Annotated in this window: 15 protein-coding genes; 10 read left to right on the top strand and 5 right to left on the bottom strand. The window is 60.6% G+C overall.

Annotated elements, in window-relative coordinates; all coding sequences use genetic code 11:
- Positions 1-248: 248 nt before the first annotated feature.
- On the bottom strand, positions 249-659 hold the full coding sequence (locus PMI03_RS22100) for a MarR family winged helix-turn-helix transcriptional regulator (protein WP_007698250.1): 411 nt from the start codon (positions 657-659) through the stop codon (positions 249-251).
- 289 nt (positions 660-948) lie between these two features.
- Here PMI03_RS22100 and PMI03_RS22105 point away from each other — a divergent pair, with 289 nt between their 5' ends.
- The 10 genes from PMI03_RS22105 (at position 949) to PMI03_RS22150 (ending at position 11,797) form a co-directional block, all read left to right on the top strand.
- A complete protein-coding gene (locus tag PMI03_RS22105; RefSeq protein ID WP_007698252.1) occupies positions 949-1,998 on the top strand; it encodes a substrate-binding domain-containing protein in 1,050 nt (349 codons plus the stop codon).
- A gap of 68 nt (positions 1,999-2,066) precedes the next feature.
- Positions 2,067-3,305 (top strand): ABC transporter substrate-binding protein, encoded by a 1,239-nt coding sequence (locus PMI03_RS22110; RefSeq protein WP_007698255.1) that lies wholly within the window; start codon positions 2,067-2,069, stop codon positions 3,303-3,305.
- 67 nt (positions 3,306-3,372) lie between these two features.
- Positions 3,373-4,239, top strand: a complete 867-nt coding sequence (locus tag PMI03_RS22115; protein WP_007698260.1) for a branched-chain amino acid ABC transporter permease — start codon at positions 3,373-3,375, stop codon at positions 4,237-4,239.
- Positions 4,239-5,288, top strand: coding sequence for an ABC transporter permease subunit (locus tag PMI03_RS22120; protein WP_007698264.1), 1,050 nt, complete (start codon positions 4,239-4,241; stop codon positions 5,286-5,288). The genes PMI03_RS22115 and PMI03_RS22120 overlap by 1 nt, the downstream gene beginning before the upstream one ends.
- A gap of 1 nt (position 5,289) precedes the next feature.
- Entirely contained in the window at positions 5,290-6,018 is a 729-nt protein-coding gene (locus PMI03_RS22125; RefSeq protein ID WP_007698266.1) for an ATP-binding cassette domain-containing protein, read from the top strand.
- Positions 6,015-6,716 carry an ABC transporter ATP-binding protein gene (locus PMI03_RS22130; RefSeq protein ID WP_007698268.1) on the top strand — a complete coding sequence of 234 codons (702 nt, stop codon included), beginning with the start codon at positions 6,015-6,017 and terminating at the stop codon, positions 6,714-6,716. The genes PMI03_RS22125 and PMI03_RS22130 overlap by 4 nt, the downstream gene beginning before the upstream one ends.
- A 77-nt stretch (positions 6,717-6,793) precedes the next feature.
- A complete protein-coding gene (locus PMI03_RS22135) occupies positions 6,794-8,308 on the top strand; it encodes an amidase (protein WP_007698271.1) in 1,515 nt (504 codons plus the stop codon).
- Entirely contained in the window at positions 8,308-8,607 is a 300-nt protein-coding gene (locus PMI03_RS22140) for a putative quinol monooxygenase (protein ID WP_007698274.1), read from the top strand. The genes PMI03_RS22135 and PMI03_RS22140 overlap by 1 nt, the downstream gene beginning before the upstream one ends.
- Before the next feature lie 92 nt (positions 8,608-8,699).
- Complete coding sequence (locus PMI03_RS22145; protein ID WP_007698277.1) at positions 8,700-10,283, top strand: GMC family oxidoreductase; 1,584 nt, start codon at positions 8,700-8,702, stop codon at positions 10,281-10,283.
- Between the two features lie 11 nt (positions 10,284-10,294).
- On the top strand, positions 10,295-11,797 hold the full coding sequence (locus PMI03_RS22150; RefSeq protein WP_007698281.1) for an aldehyde dehydrogenase: 1,503 nt from the start codon (positions 10,295-10,297) through the stop codon (positions 11,795-11,797).
- Positions 11,798-11,877: 80 nt separating this feature from the next.
- Here PMI03_RS22150 and PMI03_RS22155 read toward each other — a convergent pair whose 3' ends face one another.
- The 4 genes from PMI03_RS22155 to PMI03_RS22170 all read right to left on the bottom strand — a co-directional run bounded on the left by PMI03_RS22155 (position 11,878) and on the right by PMI03_RS22170 (position 17,717).
- Positions 11,878-12,291 (bottom strand): hypothetical protein, encoded by a 414-nt coding sequence (locus tag PMI03_RS22155; RefSeq protein WP_007698298.1) that lies wholly within the window; start codon positions 12,289-12,291, stop codon positions 11,878-11,880.
- 199 nt (positions 12,292-12,490) lie between these two features.
- Complete coding sequence (locus PMI03_RS22160; RefSeq protein ID WP_007698301.1) at positions 12,491-15,559, bottom strand: efflux RND transporter permease subunit; 3,069 nt, start codon at positions 15,557-15,559, stop codon at positions 12,491-12,493.
- Entirely contained in the window at positions 15,556-16,641 is a 1,086-nt protein-coding gene (locus PMI03_RS22165; RefSeq protein WP_007698303.1) for an efflux RND transporter periplasmic adaptor subunit, read from the bottom strand. Before PMI03_RS22165 ends, PMI03_RS22160 begins: the two co-directional genes overlap by 4 nt.
- A complete protein-coding gene (locus PMI03_RS22170; RefSeq protein WP_007698305.1) occupies positions 16,638-17,717 on the bottom strand; it encodes an efflux RND transporter periplasmic adaptor subunit in 1,080 nt (359 codons plus the stop codon). Before PMI03_RS22170 ends, PMI03_RS22165 begins: the two co-directional genes overlap by 4 nt.
- Positions 17,718-17,821 lie beyond the last annotated feature (104 nt).

Below are 17,821 nucleotides of genomic sequence, written 5' to 3' on the forward strand. Positions count from 1 at the left end.
GGAAGCCATGCGAAACCGAGCAGTCGCTGCCGCGCTTTGTCAAGATAATCATCGCTCTGTTCCCAAGGGTCTTAATCGCCCTTCGTTTGTATACGAATGATTGCCGCGGAGCGGCTATCTGTCAATGGGCAGAGCTTGAAAACTATTTATGGTGATGTCGCGTTATCTTCGGTGCGGGACGCCATCCGGAAAACTCCAATTCCGAGCGCCCGATATCTTGGGGTTCTTTAGCGCAAGTAATCCATTGCTTACTGATCCAGCTTCTGGAAAACCTCGGAAAGCAGATTGGAAAGATCGGCCGCTTCCTTGTGGCCCAATATGTTCATCACATCCTGCTGCGCCTTCGTGCTGAGACCCTGTAATGTCAGGAAGATTTCCTTGCCCTTGTTCGAGCGGAAGATAAGAACCTTGCGCCGGTCCTTGGCGTCGGGAGCGCGATAGACGTCGGAGGATGCGACCATCTTGTCGATGATCTTGGTTAGGGTCGGCGAATCGACGAAAACCCTGGCTGCCAGCTCTCCCATCGACATGCCGTCATGTTCGTCGAGCGCTTCCAGGATCCTGTATTGTTCTATGGATAGGCCAACCGGTCTCAGGTGTGCCTCCATGGCCTGCTCGAGCTTGCGGTTGACGCCGCAGATGAGGCGCGTCAGTTGCACTTGGTTGATCCTCGCGTGCATATATTCATTTTCAATATTTTCCTTTCCATATAAATTTTCAAACGCAAATGATCAAGCCGGCGATTGAGCTAATATGCTTAACAACTGAGCATCTGGCCCTGTCGTTTTTTGTGCACAATCGTCGTCGGCGCCTCTCAAGGACCTGAATCTGATGACTTGCGGCGGTCTATGGCCGTCCGACGGGTGCAAACAGACGGCCAAGAAGGGTTGGCACATTTCCTGCTTTCATAGATCCCTGGCGAAGCGACGAAGATGAAAGGCAACGGTCTTGTTCACGATTCGGCTTGGTCTGCTCACTGCACAAAGTGGTTCAGCGGGATTATGGGCGCCGTCTGCCGAGGCTTGCGGCCGTCTGGCAGTTGACGAGATTAACCGTGCAAGCGGGATCTTGCGCCGGCCTGTCGAGCTTTCTGTTATCGATGCCGGGTCGACGAGCGAAACCGCCGGCCGCGCGGCGGCGCACGCGATCCGCTTCGATGGTGTTCATGGTATCATCGGCATGATGCCGAGCTACGCGCGCGAAGCTGTTGCCGCCGCGACCAATGACACGGTGCCGTTCGTCTATACCCCGCAATTCGAAGGCTTTGCGCCGGAGCGTCAGGTGATGACCACCGGAGAGACGGCCGACGAACTCCTGGCGCCGGCGATCAATTGGCTTTCAGAAAATAGCGGCGCGCGCCGCTATTTTCTCTGCGGTAACGATTATGTCTGGCCGCGCTCAAGCCTCTCCATCGCGCGGAAACTTATCCAGCGTGCCGGCGGCATCGTCACGGGAGAGAGCTTCGTTCCCGTCGGCGTGCTCGACTACGATGAAATCCTAGATCGCATCAAGACGACGCGCGCGGATGTGGTTCTGCCCTATTTTCTCGGCTCCGACGCCATTGAATTCAACCGGGCCTTTTGCGCGGCGGGCCTGAGCTCGAGTGTCTTGCGCTTCACCTCGGCGATCGACGAGACCATCGTCTATGGCCTTGCGCCGCACGAGACGGAAAATCTCTATGTCAGCTCGGCCTATTTCTCATCGATCCGGTCTCGCAACAACGGCGCCTTCCTGGAGCGCTATCACATGGCCTATGGCGAAAATCCGCCGCCGGCCAATGCCTTCGGGCAATCCTGCTATGAGGGCGTCTACTCCCTGGCTGCCCTTGTCGAAGAGGCCGGCGGCTTCGATACCAAACAGCTCGGGCGCCTCTATGGCCGCATCCTGCAGCAACGCACCGCTCGTGGCAGCGAGCCCAAGGCGGTGGTTGGTGGGCGCCATCCCGTGCATGTCGCGCGTCTGGACGGCTATGATTTTAAGATTCTCGCCAGCGCATAAAATAACTTGATTTTTCAAATATTGCGGATTTAAGTATCCCCGCCATAAGCAACAAGGGGAACTCTTCAATGCATCTGTCTCGCCGCCGCTTCCTGCATCGCTCCGCGCTCGCCTCCGCCACGCTCCTCACCGCCCCCATGATCCTCCGTCATTCGGCTCTTGGCGCGGATAACCCCATCCTGATCGGCAGCCTGCACGACCAGTCCGGCCCGATCGCGGCATCCGGCGTACCGATGGTGCATGCGCTTCAGCTGGCGGTCGACGAGATCAATGCGGCAGGCGGCCTCATTGGCCGGCCGGTCAAGATCGTGCACTATGACACGCAGTCGAACATCCAGATGTATTCGCAATATGCCCAGCAACTGGCCCTGAAGGACAAGGTCGCGGTTGTTCACGGCGGCATCACCTCGGCGTCGCGCGAGGCCGTCCGTCCGACCTTCGACCGCTTCAAGGTGCTCTATTTCTACAACGTGCTCTATGAGGGTGGCGTCTGCGACCGCAATACGTTCTGCACGGGCACGACGCCGGCGCAGACCGTCGAGAAGCTGGTGCCCGCGGCCATGAAGAAGGCCGGCAAGAAGGCCTACATCATCGCCGCCGACTATAATTACGGTCAGATCACTGCGAAGTGGATGACCAAATATGTCAAGGACAATGGTGGCGAGGTCGCTTCGATCGACTTCTTCCCGCTGGATGTCACCAATTTCGGCCCGACCATTTCCAAGATCCAGGCGGCCAAGCCCGATCTCATCCTGTCGGCTCTCGTGGGCGGCAACCACACCGCCTTTTATCGGCAGTGGACTTCAGCCGGAATGAAGGGCCAGATCCCGATCGCCTCCACCACCTTTGGCCTCGTCAACGAGCCGACGACGCTGGACGCGGCGGAAAGCGAGAATATTCTGGGCGCCTATGGCTATTTCGAGGAACTCGATACGCCCGCGAGCAAAAGCTTCGTCGAGAAGATCAAGAAGGCTCATCCGGATACGCCCTATATCAGCGAGCTTGCCGCGGCCACCTATGAAGGGGCGCAGCTCTGGGCCGAAGGCGTGCGCAAGGCCGGCAGCATCGACCGCGCCAAGGTCGTCGACGCGCTGGAATCGGGCCTCTCCTTTGCCGGACCGACCGGCACAGCCACTCTCGACCACGCGACCCATCACACTACGCGCAATGCCTTCCTCGCAGAGGTCAAGGATCGCAAATGGAGCGTTCTCGAGAGCTTTCCGGACGTCAAGCCGCTGGACACCGCCAGCGTCTGCGATCTGGTGAAGAACCCGGCCGACAACAAGCAATACGTCATCAGCTTCTAAAGCCCGCCGGCGGATTGCGCGGCAAAGCCTGGGCAATCCGCAGTCTTCGCGAGAAAGGAGCTCGATTTTGGATATCTACATCATAGTGGCGCTCGACGTCATTAACGGCACGGCCTCTTTGTTCCTCCTATGCCTGGGATTGGCGATCATCTTCGGGATGATGAAGATCATCAATCTGGCGCATGGCGAGTTCATCATGCTCGGAGCCTATGCCACGGTTATTTCCGCCAATGCGGGCGTCAACATCTGGATCGCGATGCTGGTCGTCGCGCCGCTTTTCGTCGGGCTGGTCGGGTTGATCGTCGAGCGCTGCCTGATCCGTTTCCTCTACGGGCGGCTGGTCGATTCCATGCTGGCGACCTGGGGATTGAGCCTGCTGATCATCGGTATCGTCACCACGATCTTCGGCAATACCATTCAGGGCGTGCCGACCCCGCTCGGCGGCTTCTCCATCGGCGCCTACCGGTCGAGCTACTACACGCTGTTCCTGCTGGCGATGGCGATCATCATGATGGCGCTGGTCTATGCCGTCATGCGCTACACCAGGTTCGGCCTGATCGCGCGCGCCACCATGCAGAACCCGGCCATGGCCAATACGCTCGGCGTCAATCCGGCGCGTGTCTACATGATGACCTTTGCGGCTGGGGCAGCCATTACCGGCCTTGCCGGCGGCCTGCTGGCACCGGTATCGGGCGTCACGCCGGTCATGGGCGGCGCCTATGTCGCCAAGGCCTTCATCACGGTTGTCGGCGGCGGCGCGGCTATTCTGTCCGGGACGCTTTCGGCGGCGACCTTGTTCGGCAGCATCAACCAGATCGGTGCCTATCTCACCACCCCCGTCTATGGCGAGGTCATCGTCTTCACCGCCGCCATCGTCCTGATCCGGCTATTGCCTCAGGGCATTTCCGGGCGCTTTTTCAAGGGGAACCTGTGATGACGCCACGTCTTCGCCTGTTTGCCCAGAGCCTGGCCGTTCTCGTAGCCATCATTGCCGTCGCCATTGCACCCGGCCAGCTCGAACTCTTTACATTGATGCAGTTCACGCTGTTTGCCGCCATGGCGGTGCTGTCGCTCAGCCTTGCCTTCATCTGGGGTTTCGGCGGCATTCTGTCCTTTGGGCAGACAGCCTTCTTCGGCCTCGGCGGTTATGTCTATGCAATCTCCGCCATCAACTTCCAGGATTCCACGCAAGGCATCATGCTGGCGCTGCTCATTCCAGCCGTGTTTTCGGCATTGCTCGGCTACTTCGTCTTCTACGGGCGGATCTCCGATGTCTATCTCGGGGTCATCACCCTGACGGTGACCCTGATCCTGTTCAACGTCATCAACTCGACGTCGGGGGACGAGTATCATATCGGCACGGCGATGCTGGGCGGCTTCAACGGCATCCCGGCGGTGCCGACCTTCAACATGCCCTTCGATCCTTCGACCCCGCTGTCGCCGGAGCAATCATGGTGGGTGACGGGCGGGGCGCTCATAGCCGTCTACCTCCTGCTGCGCCTTATTCTGGCGAGCCCTTTCGGCCGTGTCGTGGTCGCCGTCCGGGAAAACGAGGTGCGTGCTTCCCTGCTGGGATATGACCCGCGCCTGATCAAGCTGGTGACCTTCGTGATCGGCGGCGCGATCGCTGGATTGGCAGGCGCCCTCTATGTGAATTGGGGCGCTTTCGTCGGGCCGACGATTTTCAGCCTGTCGCTGTCGGCCGAGATCATCATCTGGATCACCATCGGCGGTCTTGGCACGCTGCTCGGCCCGATCATCGGCTGCATATTGATCGAATATGCCGTCGCTGCCATCGGCTCGCAGCAGACATTGAATTCGAACCTCGTCCTGGGCGCGGTTCTCATTTTCTTCGTCCTGCTGCTGCCCAAGGGATTGGTGCCAACCGTCCGCGACCTTCTGCTGCGGCTCCTCCCCAAGATCGAGCCGAGATCGGCTAACCCAGCTCCAGAACCCTCCGTCCAGCCTGTGGGAGCCAAGTGACATGCCCGAGCCCACTTTGCTTCTCAAGACAGAACATCTGACCATGCGCTTCGGCGGCGTCGTCGCCAATGACGACATCAACTTCACGCTGGAGGAGATGGAGCTACGCTGCCTGATCGGCCCGAATGGAGCCGGCAAGAGCACCTTCTTCAAGTCACTCACCGGCCAGCAGACGCCGACATCGGGGACGATCGCGTTCCGGGGGCAGCCGATCGCGGGAAAGCTCCCGCATGAGATCGCCCGCATGGGCATCGGCATCAAGACGCAGGTTCCGAGCGTCTTCAACGGCTTGAGTGTCCGCGAAAATATCTGGATGGCGGCCCGCCGCAAGGCGACCCCGAGGGGGCTCGCGCCCATGGTGGAAAGCGTGCTTTCCCTGATCCGGTTGAGCGACTTCGCCGACAGGGTCGTCGCGACGCTGTCGCACGGCCAGCGCCAATGGGTCGAGATCGGCATGGTGCTTGCCGCCGAGCCGGACCTCATCCTGCTCGACGAGCCCGCCGCCGGCATGACGGACGAAGAGACGCTTAGAACCGCGGAGATCATCCGCGACATCAACCAGTCGCGCGCCATTATCGTCGTCGAGCACGACATGGCCTTCATCAAGCTGATCGCCAAGAAGGTCACGGTCTTTCACCAGGGCAAGGTGCTGGTGGAGGACACGATCGACCGCGTGCTCGCCGATCAGAGGGTTCGAGACATCTACCTCGGAAAGAAGGTGGTTGCATGACACAGCTTCTGAGCGTGAAGGACTTGCGATCCGGCTACGGGCGGATTCCGATCCTCGCAGGCGTGGATATGGCGATGGAAGAGGGCGAGTATCTCGGCATCCTCGGCCATAACGGCATGGGCAAGACGACGCTCATGCGTACTCTCATGGGGCATCTGCCGGCAACAGCCGGCTCGGTGGAATTCTCCGGCCGCAACGTGACAGGGATGAAACCTTTCGAGCGGTCGAGGCTCGGCATGGGGCTGGTGCCGCAGGGGCGCGAGATCTTTCCGGAGCTTTCTGTCTATGAAAACCTGCGGATGGGGCTGGTGGCGGCCCGAAAGGAGGACCGATCGATTATCGATACCGTTCTTCAGGATTTTCCGCGTCTCGTTCGCCTGCTCGACCGTCGCGGCGGGGCGCTTTCCGGCGGCGAACAGCAGCTTCTGGCGCTTGCCCGCTGCCTGTGCACCAAGCCGAGGCTCATTCTGCTTGATGAGCCGACTGAGGGCATTCAGCCGTCAATCATCGAGGAGATTATCGAGACGCTGATTGCGCTGAAGAGCCGCTGGAAACTGTCGCTGATCGTCGTCGAACAGAACCTCGAATTCATTACGTCGCTGTCCGACCGGATCCTGCATATCCAGAAGGGCCGCATCACCGGAGAAATCGATCGGGATGCCATCCTGTCCGGGGAGGTAGGCATGGCCCCCGTCTAGTTTACCGGAGCCGTTCCGGCTCCGTTCCAACCGAAATCCGATCTCAAAACGCTTGTCTTCACAAGAAAGGATGACTCATGTCCATTACCCGTCCAACCGTTGCCGATGTCGTCGAGCTGGCCTCCAGCCTGCACATGAACATGTCTGCCGAAGAGGCCGCCAGTTATCAGTCTCTGATGGGCGGCATGTTCGATGCCTATGATGTGGTCGACTCGCTGCCCAATCCGTTGCCACCGGCCAAATATCCGCGCACTCCCGGCTACAAGCCGGGCCTTGAGGAAAATAAATACGGGGCCTGGGCCTACAAGAGCGAGGTGAAGGGCGCGTCCGAGGGCAAGCTCAAGGGACGAACAGTCGCTCTCAAGGACAATGTCGCGCTCGCCGGCGTTCCGATGATGAACGGGTCAACGACGCTTGAAGGCTTCGTGCCGGCCGCCGACGCGACCATCGTCACCCGCATGCTCGATGCAGGTGCTACCATCGTCGGCAAGGCGGTCTGCGAGCATTTTTGCCTCTCCGGTGGTAGCCACACCTCCGATCCCGGCCCGGTGCATAACCCGCACCGCATGGGCTATTCGGCGGGTGGATCGTCTTCCGGCAGCGCCGCACTGGTGGCGGCCGGCGAAGTGGACATGGCGATCGGCGGCGATCAGGGCGGCTCGATCCGAATTCCGGCCTCCTATTGCGGCATTTACGGGATGAAGGCCACGCATGGTCTCGTGCCCTATACCGGCGTCATGCCGATCGAATCGACCATCGACCATACCGGGCCGATGACCGCGACGGTGGCCGACAATGCTCTGCTGCTGGAAGTGCTTGCCGGTGCCGACGGCTTCGATCCGCGCCAGTATGCGCCGAAGGTTTCGTCCTATACCGAGGCCCTGGGCAAAAGCGTCAGGGGTTTGAAGATCGGCCTGCTGAAGGAAGGCTTTGCCGTGTCGAACATGCAGGAGGCGGTTGCCGACAAGGTGCGGGCGGGTGCGGAGCGTCTGGCCGGCCTCGGTGCCGAGATCTCCGAGGTCTCCATTCCGGATCATCTCAATGCGCTTGCGGCCTGGAATCCGATCACGCTGGAAGGCTTCATGGTGCAGATGATGCATGGCAATGGCATGGGGTTCAACTGGAAGGGGCTCTATGATGTCGGTCTCTTGGACGCGCATTCGTCCTGGCGGAACCGGGCCGACGATCTGTCGAAGACACTCAAGCTGTGCATGCTGGTTGGTCAGTGGGGGCTTACTCATTATCGCGGGCGCTACTATGCCAAGTCCCGCAATATCGCTATCGCGGCAAAGGCTGCCTATGACGCGGTCTTCGGTGAATATGATCTGCTCTTGATGCCGACCCTGCCTTGCGTGGCAACGAAATTGCCCGAGAAGGATGCGCCGCTCTCCGAGATCATTGAGCGCGCCTTCGAGATGACCGCGTCCACCAGCCCCTTCGACGTCACCGGCCATCCGGCCATGTCCTTGCCCTGCGGCCTCGTGGACGGACTGCCCGTTGGCTTGATGCTGATCGCCAAGGATTACGACGAGAGCACGATTTATCGTGCGGCCAGTGCATTTGAGGCCGACGGCGACTGGAGGTCGTTCTGATGCACACCATCAGCGCGATCATCCGGGTTAAGGCCGGGCAGGAGGCGACCATGCGCGACGCCCTGATGGCGGTCGCCTCGCATGTGGCCATGAATGAGCCGGAAACTCTCGGCTTCTTCATTTCCCAGAGTGAGGACGATCCGTGCCTGTTCACCACCTATGAACGCTTCGCGGATCGCGCCGCCATGGACCGCCACAATGGTTCGGATGCGGTGGCTGTGTTTTTTGCCATCGCAAGCCCCATCCTGGATGGGCCTGTGACACTGGTGACGGCGCTCGAGGCATCGGCGAAAGCCTGATTTTGACAGTCCCGAAGTGCCGGCGGCGTCGAGCGCGCCGGCACGGGGCAACGCATGGCTCTTTGCCGATTTTCCAACGAAAGAATGGGATGATGTTCGATACGATCATTATCGGGGCGGGCTCAGCCGGCTGCGTGGCGGCCCATCGCCTGAGCGCGGATGCGAAGCGAAAGGTTCTGGTGCTGGAGGCCGGGCGGGATGCGCCGATTGCTTCCGATATCCCGTCCGACTGGGTGACGATGTTTAATACCGGCGCCGACTGGGGCTACTATACCGAGCCGCAGCCCGGCTGCCGGGGCCGCCGCATCTTCTGGCCGCGCGGTAAAATGGTCGGCGGATCCGGCGCGCTCAATGCCATGATCTATATTCGCGGCCTGCCGTCGGATTATGACGCCTGGCAGGAGATGGGCTGCACCGGCTGGGGCTGGAAGGACGTATTTCCGGCCTTCCTCGCCGCCGAGAACAATGCCGATTTCCAGGCCGACCCCTATCACGGCAATGAAGGGCCGCTTCATGTCGCCAACGTGCCCTATGTCGATAGGCACGAGCACCTATGGCTCGAAGCCGCCCAGGTGGCGGGCTTCGCGTTCAACCCGGATTTCAATGGCGAGAGCCAAGAGGGGGCCGGGCTCTTCCAGTTCACGATCAGGAATGGCGAACGATGGGGGACCGGCAAGGCCTATCTGCGCCCCGTCCTCGACCGGCCGAACCTGACCTTGAAAAAAGGCGTTCTCGTCACCGGTCTGATTATCGAGAAGGGCCGTGTCATCGGCGTGAACTACCTGGTGAACGGCATTCCGGAGACATCCTATGCGGCCAGCGAAGTCGTCATGGCAGCCGGCGCCATCGGGACATGTCAGATCATGATGCTGTCCGGCATCGGCCCGGCCACGGAGCTGGAAGCGGCGGGCGTCACGCCGGTTCACGATCTTCCCGGCGTCGGCAAGGATCTGCAGGACCACCTCAATATCCCGATATCCTTCTACGCCAAGGAGCCGATGGGGATCGGGGCGTGGACAGAGGAAATCCTTGAAGACAGTTTTGCGGAATGGCGTGATCATCGAAGCGGCATCCGCACCTCGCCTTGGGTGGCGGCGGGCGCCCACGTCTGCAGCCGGCAAGGCGTCGAGCCCGATCTCCAGCTTTATGGCGCCATCAGCCCGCATCGCGACTATGCCCGGTTCCTCGGCGGCCGTTCCGGTATCACCGCCCATTGCGTTCTCCAGCGTCCGAACAGCCGCGGCGAGATCAGGCTGCGTTCGGCGGATCCCACGGAGCATCCGGCGATCGATCCGAAATACTTCGTCTCCGATCTCGACGGGGCGGATCTTGCAACGATGATCGCCGGGGCGCGGATCAACCGCAATATCCTCGCCCAATCGCCGATAACAGAGCTTATCGACTACGAGCTGTCGCCGAGCGCGGAGTGCGAGACGGATGCCGAGATCGCCGATTATGTCCGGGGGCATATGACGACGCTCTATCATCCCTCCAGCACCTGCCGGATGGGCGTCGACAGGTTCGCCGTAACCGATCCCGTCACGATGAAGGTGCATGGCCTCGAGGGCCTGCACATCGCCGATGCCTCCGCCATTCCGAAAATGGTGTCCGGCAATCTCAACGCGCCGACAATCATGCTTGCCGAGCGTGCCTGCCAGAAAATACTTGCGGCTTGAGGAGAACGAAAATGACCGCTGTTTCCACCCATGCGACCTGGCACCAGAAGGCCGAAAAATTGAAGCTCGAGGGCGGGTTGTTCATCGACGGCACGCTCCTGCCGGCAAGGTCTGGCAAGCTGTTCGAAAGCATCAATCCGGCGAACGGCGCGGTGATCGCCGAAGTGGCCCAGGGTGATGCCGCCGATATCGATCGTGCCGTGGCATCAGGCCTGAAGGCCTTCAAATCCGGCATCTGGTCACGAAAGGCGCCGCGCGAGCGCATGGCGGTGATGCTGCGCTTTGCCGATCTCATCGAGGCGCATCGCGAGGAATTCGCGCTGATCGACACCATGGACATGGGCAAGCCGATCAGCGAGATGCTGAACGTGGACATTCCGCTGGCGCTTCTCTGCTTTCGCTTCACCGCCGAATGCATCGACAAGGTACAGGGAAGTGTGGGCGCGACCTCCCCCGATATCCTTTCCTACTTGCTGCGCCAGCCGCTCGGGGTTATCGGGTGCATCGTGCCCTGGAACTACCCGTTGCTGATGACCGCGTGGAAGATCGCTCCCGCACTGTCGGCGGGCAATTCGGTGGTGCTGAAGCCGGCCGAGCAGTCACCGCTGTCGGCCATTCTTCTCGCGCGCCTCTTCGTCGAAGCAGGAGGCCCCGAGGGCGTGCTCAACGTCGTCAACGGCTTCGGGCCGGAGGCCGGCAAGGCACTCGCACTTCATCATGACGTCGAGAAGATCGCCTTCACCGGCTCGGTCGAGATCGGCAAGCTGATGATGGTTTATTCCGGCCAGTCGAACCTCAAGAAGGTCTCGACCGAATGTGGCGGCAAGTCTCCACATGTCATCATGGCCGACGCCACCGATCTCGAGGCGGCAGCCTCCTGGGCGGCCATGGGTATTTTCGGAAACCAAGGCGAGGTCTGCTGCGCCGGCTCGCGCATCCTCGTGGAACGCAAGATCCTCAAGGATTTCACGGACATCTTCCGTGAAAAAGCCGAAACGGGCTATCGTCCGGGCGATCCGCTGGACCCTAGCACCAGCATGGGGCCGCTGGTGGATTTCGGCCAGCAGAAGCGGGTGTTGAACTATATCGGCATCGGCAAACAGGCCGGCGCGGAATGCGTGCTCGGCGGCGGCATTCCGGCAGGGCTGGAAAAGGGTGCCTTCGTTTCGCCGACGATCTTCACCGGTGTCAACAACCAGATGACCATCGCCCGCGAGGAGATCTTCGGTCCTGTCGCCAGCATCATTGCTTTCGATGGTTTCGAGGAGGCGGTCTCGATCGCGAATGATACCAGCTTCGGTCTCGCCGCCGGCATCTGGACATCGGATCTCGGCAAGGCGCATCGTTTCGCGCGCGATGTGGAGGCCGGGATGGTCTACATCAACAGCTATATGACCGGCGACATGCAGCTTCCCTTCGGCGGCTGGAAGGAAAGCGGCAACGGCCGCGACAAATGCATGGATGCGCTCACCTCCTACACCCAGACCAAGGGCGTCTGGGCGACGATTGGGTAAGCGTATAATTACCGAATGGCAATCGGCGTTTCCGCACCATTTACATCTTACCGGATGTAGGAAGCGGAAACGTCCGGCTTTTACCGCGATACGGAATTCACGATGTTGCAAAGACCGGTTCGGACCGCATTGTTCGAGGTGACTTGGCCGGCCTGAATATCGAATATCGCGTCGACGCGCACTCCGGCGCCGATTTGACGTGCGACCACTCTAAGGGTCTGAATTCTGCCGGACCCCGTGGTTTCCTGATAGGCGTCGATGGCCGAAAGGTCCCGGTCGATCTTGATACCGGAAAATCCCTCTGCCGCAACGGCTTGGGCAAGCGTTTTCAGAACCGTTGCCGCCTTTGCCTTCGGGAGTTCCTGCCAGGTCTTGTAGCTGACAGCCGTGACCATCGGCACTCCGCTCGTCTTGAAATTGCTTTCGCACGAGGCGGCTTCGACCACGCCTGCCGACATGGTGAAAGCAATCAGAATTTCAACAACCCGTTTCATATTCGCATCCCGAGCAATTTTTAGAATGTCGGGAATGTTGCAATAAATACGGTATTAGTAAAGTCAGTTTTTCGCTATCTGGTTGCGCCTATCCGCCGCGAAAGATCATGGCCGATCCTTGGTGCATCGGCAGCGATATAGAGACTGGCAACAGACCCACGCCGCTCGAAAGAGCGCGGCGCGGGTCTGTTATCTTGGATTATGCAGATACTTCCGGTTCCTTGACCGCTTCTTCTCGCGGTATCCGGAACCATGCCACGTAAAGGGCGGGGAGGAACAACAGCGTCAGGGCCGTGCCGATGACGATGCCGCCCATCATGGCATAGGCCATCGGTCCCCAGAACACCTCTCGCGAAATGGGGATCAGGGCGAGCGTGGCGGCGGCGGCCGTCAGCATGATCGGTCGCATACGATGCTCGGTCGCCTCGATCACAGCATGCCATGCGCTGACCCCGGTTTCTCGCAGATGCTCGATCTGCACCACGAGGATGACCGAGTTTCGGATCAGGATGCCGATCAGCGCCAGCACGCCCAATATCGCAACGAAGCCGAGCGGCGCATTGCTCATCAACAGCGCGACGACCACGCCGATGAGGGCTGTCGGGGCGACCGCAAAGACCAGGAACAGCCGGCTGAAGCTCTGCAACTGGATCATGAGGATCGTCGCCATGATGAAAATCATCATGGGTGCAACGGCGGCGATCGGTCCCTGTGCCTTGGCGCTTTCTTCGACGGCACCGCCGACGACGATCGAATAGCCGACCGGCAATGTCTTCTCGAACTGCTCGACCTTGGCATCGAGCTGGCTGACGACCGTTGCCGGTTGGATCGCACCGACGACGCCGGCCTTGATCGTGATCGTCGGGATGCGCGCGCGACGCCAGATGGTCGGTTGTTCCAGCTCGTAGCGGAAGGTTGCCACGGCCGAGAGCGGGACCGCTTTACCGTTCGAGGCCGGCAATTGCAGGTTCTGGAGCGTTTCGATGGAACCGCGCTCTGCCGTCTGGGCACGCCCGATCACGTCGATCAGGTAGATGTCGTCGCGGATCTGGGTCGTGCTCGATCCTTCGACGATGCTGTTGAGCGCGGTGGCGATGTCTTCGGACGAAACGCCCAGCTGGCGCGCCTTGTCCTGGAGAACATCGATCTTGACGACGCGCGCCGGCTCGTTCCAGTCGAAGATGATGCCAGTCAGTGAGGGATTGCTACCCATGACGCCGGCAAAATCCTGAGCTATGCCGCGGACCTTCTGGATGTCCGGGCCGCTTATCCGGTATTGTACAGGCTTGCCGACCGGCGGGCCGATATCGAGCAGCTTCACGAAGGCGTCCGTGCCGGGGAAGGTCTTGTTGAGGTAGTCCTGAAGCTCCGCCCGCACCTTGTCGCGCACCTCCAGGCTCTTCGTGACGATGACCGTCTGCCCGAAGGTCACGTCCGGCGTCTGCACGTCGAACGACAGGATAAAGCGCGGTGCGCCCTGTCCGACATAGGTGGTCCAGTGATCGATGCCCGGGTTGTTCGCGAGCTTCTCACGTTCGAACTGGGCCATCTGCCGGTTCGTTTCGGTAATCGAGCTGTTGTGCGGCAGGTTCCAGTCGACGATGAGCTCCGGCCGGTCCGATGATGGGAAGAACTGCTGTTGCACGTAGCCCATGCCGAAGATGGAAAGGGCAAAGGCAAAGACGGTGAGGGCAATGGTTGCCCATCGGAAGCGCATCGCCATCGTCAGCAGTCGTGAAAACAGCGCGGCAAACCAGCCCTTTTTCTCGTGATGCTTCTTCATCGTCTTGGGCAGGATCGTCACCCCCAGCAATGGGGTGAAGAGAACCGCCACGATCCATGAGACGAGCAGAGACACCGCAATGACGACGAACAGAGTGAAGGTGAACTCGCCGGCGGCGCTGTCGTTGAGGCCGATCGGAATGAAGCCGGCGACGGTGACGAGCGTGCCGGTGAGCATCGGGAATGCCGTCGAGGTGTAGACATAGGTGGCAGCCTTGCGCAGGTCGTCGCCAACCTCCAGGCGCGCCACCATCATCTCGACCGCAATCATGGCGTCGTCGACCAGGAGGCCGAGTGCGATGATCAGGGCGCCGAGCGAGATGCGCTGCAACGAAATGCCCGAATAGGCCATCACGACGAATGTAATGGCAAGGACGAGCGGGATGGAGATCGCGACAACAAGACCGGCCCTGAGGCCGAGGCTGATGAAGCTGATCGCAAGCACGATGGCTATGGCTTCGAAGAGGGCGCGCGTGAAGCCGGAGACGGCCTCGTCGACCACGGCCGGCTGATCCGAGACGCGGTGAACATCGACGCCCACCGGCAGGTCGGCGACAATCTCGTCGACCTTCTTTTCCAAAGCCTTCCCGAATTCGAGCAGGTTGGCGCCCTGTTTCATGCCGATGGCAAGGCCGATCGCCGGCTCGCCGTTGACTCGGAAGAGCGAAGACGGCGGATCGACATAGCCGCGCTTGATCGTCGCGACATCGGTCAGCGGAAAGAAGCGGTCGTTGACCCTGAGGTTGATCGCCCGCAGGCTCTCTTCCGAGGAGAACTGCCCGCCGACCCGGAGCGCGATGCGTTCAGGCCCTGCCTCCACGAAACCGGACTGTGTGACGGCATTTTGCGCCTGCAGCGTCGAGATGATGGCGGAGCGGTCGATGCCGAGCGCCGCGATCTTGCGGGTCGAGAATTCCAGGTAGACGGCCTCGTCCTGCGCGCCGATGATGTCGACCTTTCCGACATTCGGAACGGTCAGGATCCTGGCGCGCGCGTCTTCGACGCGGTCGCGAAGCTGCCTCTGGGTGAGCCCGTCGCTGGTGAAGGCAAATATGTTGCCGTAGACATCGCCGAAGCGGTCGTTGAAGAACGGACCCACCACGCCGGACGGGAAATCGCCCTTGATGTCCGCGATCATGTTGCGGACCCGGACCCAGGTGGCTTCGACATTCTTGGCTTTTGTCGTCGGAAGCAGCTCGACGAAGATGGTCGTCTGCCCCGCAACGGTTTCACTGCGGGTGTAGTCGAGGGACTCGAGCTCCTCCAGCTTCTTCTCGATGCGATCGGTCACCTGCTTGGTGACTTCCTCAGCAGACGCTCCCGGCCATTGTGCCTGGATGACCATGGTCTTGATGGTGAAGGAAGGGTCTTCTTCGCGGCCGAGCCCCATATAGGAAAACACGCCGGCAAGAATGAAGACGATCATGAAATACCAGACCATCGAACGATGTTCGAGCGCCCAGTCGGAGAGGTTGAAGGTCTTCAAAGCTGGTTCTCCTGCGTAAGTTTGACCTTCTGGCCGTCTGTCAGATGACGAACGCCTGCAATCGCGACATGGTCACCGATCTTCAGTCCGTCGAGAATCCGCACGCGGTCAGGGTCGGTAAAGGAGCTGTCCAGGGTGACCGGTTTGCGGGATACTGTTGCGTTTTCCGTGTCGATCACCCAGACATTGGGCTTGCCGTCCTGCATCAGAATGGCGGTCGACGGCAGGGACACGGTGGGCTCGGCATTGATGACGGCGCTTGCGGTGATAATCGAGCCCAGGCGGAATGCGTCCGGCGGATTGCTGAGCGTGATCTTTGTCCGTCTTGTCCGCGTGGTTGCCTCCGATTCAGGGGCGATTTCACGGACGATGCCAGTGACCCGGATGGTGGGATCAAGTTGCAGGGAGATCTCGAAGGGCGATCCCGGCTTCAGCCCGTCGAGACTTGCCTCGGGAATGTCGATGACCGCTTCGCGCACGTCGGGGCGAGCGACGGTGAGGACGGTCTGTCCAGCGGAGACGACCTGGCCGACTTCCGCCGAGGTTGCGGTGACGACGCCGTCGAATTCCGCCTTCAGCTGGGCATAGCCAAGCTGTTCTTCCGCCTTTGCCAGATTGGCTTGCGCCTTGGCGACAGAAGCGACGGCCGATTTCTGCGCCTGCTCGGCGCTTTCAAGCGCTGCCTCGCTGCCCGATCTGGATTCGGCAAGCGCGCGCTGGCGTTCCTCCGATGCCGAAGCATTGGTCAGTTGCGCCTGGCTGTTCGACAGATCGGCACGGGCGCTGCGGACGGCAAGTTCGAGGGAAAGCGGATCGATGGCGGCGACCACCTGTCCCTTGGTGACGAGATCTCCGACATTGACGTCGCGCGCGATGACTCGCCCGAGGACGCGGAAACCAAGGTCCGTCTCGATCCTCGGCTCGATCGTTCCCGGCAGTTGCAGGCTGACGACCGGCACCGATTTGATGATGGTCGAAAGAACCGGCCGTACTTTCTGTTCTGCCTCGGCGGGTTTGCTGTCGCAGGACGATAGTGTCGACGCGGCCAGCAATAGCGACGCTGCAATCAAGGCGTTTCTCATTTCGCAGCCTCCTGGGAGCTGGCCACGCGCTGGCCGGCGCGCAGGAATTTGCCGCCTTCGGTGACGACGACCTCCTGCGGCTTCAGTCCGCCGCTGACCGCGAATTGTCCGGTTTCGTATTCGGCGACCTGAATTTTCCGCAAGGAGACTTCGCTCGTTGCGGGGTCGACGACCCATACCGCTGGCTGGCCGCTCGCCGAAGTCATGGCGCTCCATGGCAGAAGGATGGCTTCCGGCGACGGTTTGCTGAATGTTCCGGAAACGGCCGCACCAAGCGGCAAATCCCCGCCATTATCCAGCCCGACCTTGACCTTAATGGTGCCGGTCGAAGCATCGATCGTCGGCGATATCTCCCTGATCGTGGCGGTTACCTGCTTGGGTGTGCCAGACAGGAGGGTGACCAGGACCTGCTTGTCGGGTTGTTCCTTCAGAAACAGGGATTCGAAGACATTGAAAACCGCGTCGCGCGGACCGTCATGGGCAAGCGTGAAGACGGATTGTGCCGCCTGCGCCACCTGGCCGACTTCGGCGTTGCGCGCCGTGATGATCCCGTCCGCGTCGGCGCGCAGTTCCGTGTAGGAAAGTGCGTCCTTGGCGGTCTCGAGCTGAGCCTTTGCGGCTTCTTCGGATCCCTGGGCGGTCAGAAGCGCTTCATTGGCGGAATCATAGGCGGCGCGGGTCGTGACCTGGTTCTTGAAGAGGCTTTCCTGGCGGGTCGCGGCGAGTTGCGCCTGGGTGAGCTGCGCTTCGGCGGCCTGAAGGCTCGCCGTCGCAACGTCGACGTCGGCCCGCTGCTCCTCCGCATCGATCTTCGCCAGGAGATCGCCTGCCTTCACCTTGGCTCCGACATCGACGCTGCGCTCGATGATTCTGCCGCTGACGCGAAATGAAAGTTCCGACTCGATGCGGGCCTTCACTTCGCCGGTGACGGTTGTCTGTGCGGTGGGCTTGCTGAGCGTTGTCTCGATAGTTCGGACGTTTTGTGACGCCTGTACGGCGGGCGCGTCTTTCTGATCGCAGGACGATAGGGCCAGCGTCAGTGTGAGCAACCCCATGATGGGTGCTGATCTTTTCATATATCCCCCGAGCGCGGGTTTTTACGATTGCGCTTGTCCAATATTATTGACTGACTGACTAGTCAATGAAATAATCCGTTACAATTGAGATTGTTATATCAGAT

Origin of the sequence: Rhizobium sp. AP16, from assembly GCF_000281735.1 — a bacterium.
In the GTDB taxonomy this organism is placed as follows: Bacteria; Pseudomonadota; Alphaproteobacteria; order Rhizobiales; family Rhizobiaceae; genus Rhizobium; species Rhizobium rhizogenes.